Here is a 2,462-nt window from a genome sequence, read left to right on the forward strand (position 1 = left end):
GTAAGCGTCAAACAGCCCCCACCATGCAGTCATGTTGAGGGCTTTCGTATACTGTAATTATTGTTTAAATACTCGGCAAGCGAGCGGTAGCGTCGGCGACCACGGTAGCAACTTGTCCAGTGCTTCGGGATCGTTTGGATCTGTCAGCTGAGGCAGTTGCTCGAAGAGGTATTGTAAATACTGAAATGGATTCAGTCCATTTTCCTTGGCCGTTTCCATCACACTGTAGATCGTGGCACTGGCTTTTGCTCCGCGAGCCGTGTTGGCGAAAAGCCAGTTTTTCCGTCCAATGACGAACGGCTTAATTGCACGCTCACTTCGATTGTTATCGATCTCTAGACGTCCGTCCTTCATAAATCCGTTTAGTTTGTCCCACTGGTTTAAACAGTAAGTTATGGCTTTGCCAGTTGCACTTTTCGGTAGCGTACGACCCCGCTGTTGCTTCAGCCATGCTAAAAAAGCATCCAATACCGGAAGGCTGCGCTCCTGGCGGACGGTATGACGTTCTTCGGGCGTGACTTCTTTGAGTTCCCGCTCGATGGCGTAGAGCTGATTGCAGAAATTCAAACCCTGCTGAGCGACCGCTTCGCTCTTCTCTGCTGTGGGCGGCATCGCTTTAATCGCATCTGTGAACTCACGGCGCGCATGTGCCCAACAACCCACAAGTGTTACGCCAGACACCTTGTGGTAGCCGGAGTACCCGTCTACGTGCAGATATCCTTTGTATCCCGCAAGGAAATTGCGCGGATGCTCCCCACCTCGCGAGGGCCGGTAATCGTAAAGGACAATTGGCATGTCCGCGCGGCCTGTACGGTACAGCCACATGTAGGACTGTGATTCGGCAGACTTACCGGGTTCGCGCAACACCTGCAGCGTCGTCTCGTCCGCATGTACAATGTCCTTCCCCAGCAGATGCGACCGCATCCGGTCAGTAAGACTCAGGAGCCACTGCTCTGCGCCGTAAATCATCCAGTTCGCCAGCGTCTGACGCGAAAGAGTCAGACCGAGCCGCGCAAACTGCTGTTCTTGCCGGTACAGCGGCTGACTGTCCACATACTTCTGGCTCATGACATGGGCCAAGATGGATGGGGATGCTAAGCTGTTCGGATAGACCGGCCTTGGCATGGCAGCGGTCACGATGGGCGTGCAAATTTCTTCGCGTTCACAGTGGCGGCAACCATAGACTTGCCGTACATGACGGACGACTTTGACTTCCGCCGGAATGAGCCTGAGCTCGGTACGCGTCTCGGTACTCATCTCGTGGAGCGAACCGCCACAGCACGCACACGCCCGTTCTTCTTCCAGCAGTTCATAATAGATCGTCTCCACCGGGAACTGTTCCAGCTTCGCTTCGCGACTGGTAGGCCTTTTGCGGCTGTATGTGACCTTCTCCAAAGTTGGCTCTTCCGTTGCAGGCGTCGCCAACACCTCGGCTTCATTAAAGAGGTTAAGTTCCATCTGATCTGGATGAGTCTTCTCGCTTGATGCCCCGAAGCGATTGTGCTGACCCAGACGAAACTGCTCTTCGTACCATTGGAGCTTCGCCGTCAATTCGGCGATCTGCGCATCTTGTTTGGCAATTTTCTCTTCATAATTTTCGGTTTGGGTTGAATCCGCTCTATTTTCCATACGCGAATATTTCAAGGAGAGGACCTATTTTTCCTGCCTACAGGTATGGCGAAACAGCGAACATTGCGCGTTAAATGACCGTCTCAGCCGTGACTTTGGCATGCGCCTGCCGCTGGCTAAGCGAAAGGCCGTCGAGTAGCCAGCGCAGTTCCCGGGAAGAAACGACTGTCGTCCTTTCATTGCCGGTTGGCCACTGAAAAGTCCCGCGTTCAAGACGACGATAGAAGAGCCAGAAGCCGTTATGCTCCCAATACAACATCTTAAGCTTGTTGCGTTCACGATTACAAAAGACGAACAAGCAAGGGGAAAAGGGGTCGAGACCGAAGCCTTCCTGTACGATGGCTGCAAGTCCGTCGATGGACTTGCGCAAATCTGTTGAGCCGCAAGCGAGATAGACACGGTGGCTACTGGGGAGCGTCAACATAGCGGCTGCAGTGTCTTTACAACAGAAAGAAGCAAGTCAGGGTCGAATCCAGACTCAAGTTCGATACGCGTGGGACCGACGTGAAGGATTAGAGAAGATGAGGGAAATGCGGGCGAGTCGCTTGTGGTAAGAGAAGTCCAACGGACGGGGATAGATGCGGCTTTGGCTTCTGAGATAGAAGCATTCTTAAACTTACGAAGCCAGTACTTGAGTTGCTCGATGTTACCCCCATTGGCGCTGCACCATACAGCCATGGTTTGGCCGCTGGCCTTGTAGTTCTCGATTCGTGCTGCCCACTCTTGGCGGCGTTGTTCTTTATTCGTCATGAGGCAACCTCCTGTAATTTTGGTTGCTTTCATCTTCTCACGTACTTAATTGGCAATGAAGGTGGCTAGGGTTTGACGCTTAC

3 protein-coding genes are annotated in these 2,462 nt (G+C 52.9%); all 3 read right to left on the reverse strand.

Annotated features, from left to right (window positions below; all coding sequences use genetic code 11):
• Nucleotides 1–57 precede the first annotated feature (57 nt).
• On the reverse strand, nt 58–1,629 hold the full coding sequence (gene tnpC / locus FU659_RS34720; protein ID WP_147951701.1) for an IS66 family transposase: 1,572 nt from the start codon (nt 1,627–1,629) through the stop codon (nt 58–60).
• Nucleotides 1,630–1,699: 70 nt separating this feature from the next.
• A complete protein-coding gene (tnpB, locus tag FU659_RS34725) occupies nt 1,700–2,053 on the reverse strand; it encodes an IS66 family insertion sequence element accessory protein TnpB (RefSeq protein ID WP_147951699.1) in 354 nt (117 codons plus the stop codon).
• The gene (gene tnpA / locus FU659_RS34730; protein ID WP_147951700.1) at nt 2,047–2,379 is read right to left on the reverse strand and encodes an IS66 family insertion sequence element accessory protein TnpA; all 333 of its coding nucleotides are present in this window, start codon (nt 2,377–2,379) and stop codon (nt 2,047–2,049) included. The genes tnpB and tnpA overlap by 7 nt, the downstream gene beginning before the upstream one ends.
• Nucleotides 2,380–2,462 lie beyond the last annotated feature (83 nt).

The sequence above is a fragment of the Paenibacillus sp. N3.4 genome (assembly GCF_008017805.1).
GTDB lineage: Bacteria > Bacillota > Bacilli > Paenibacillales > NBRC-103111 > Paenibacillus_E.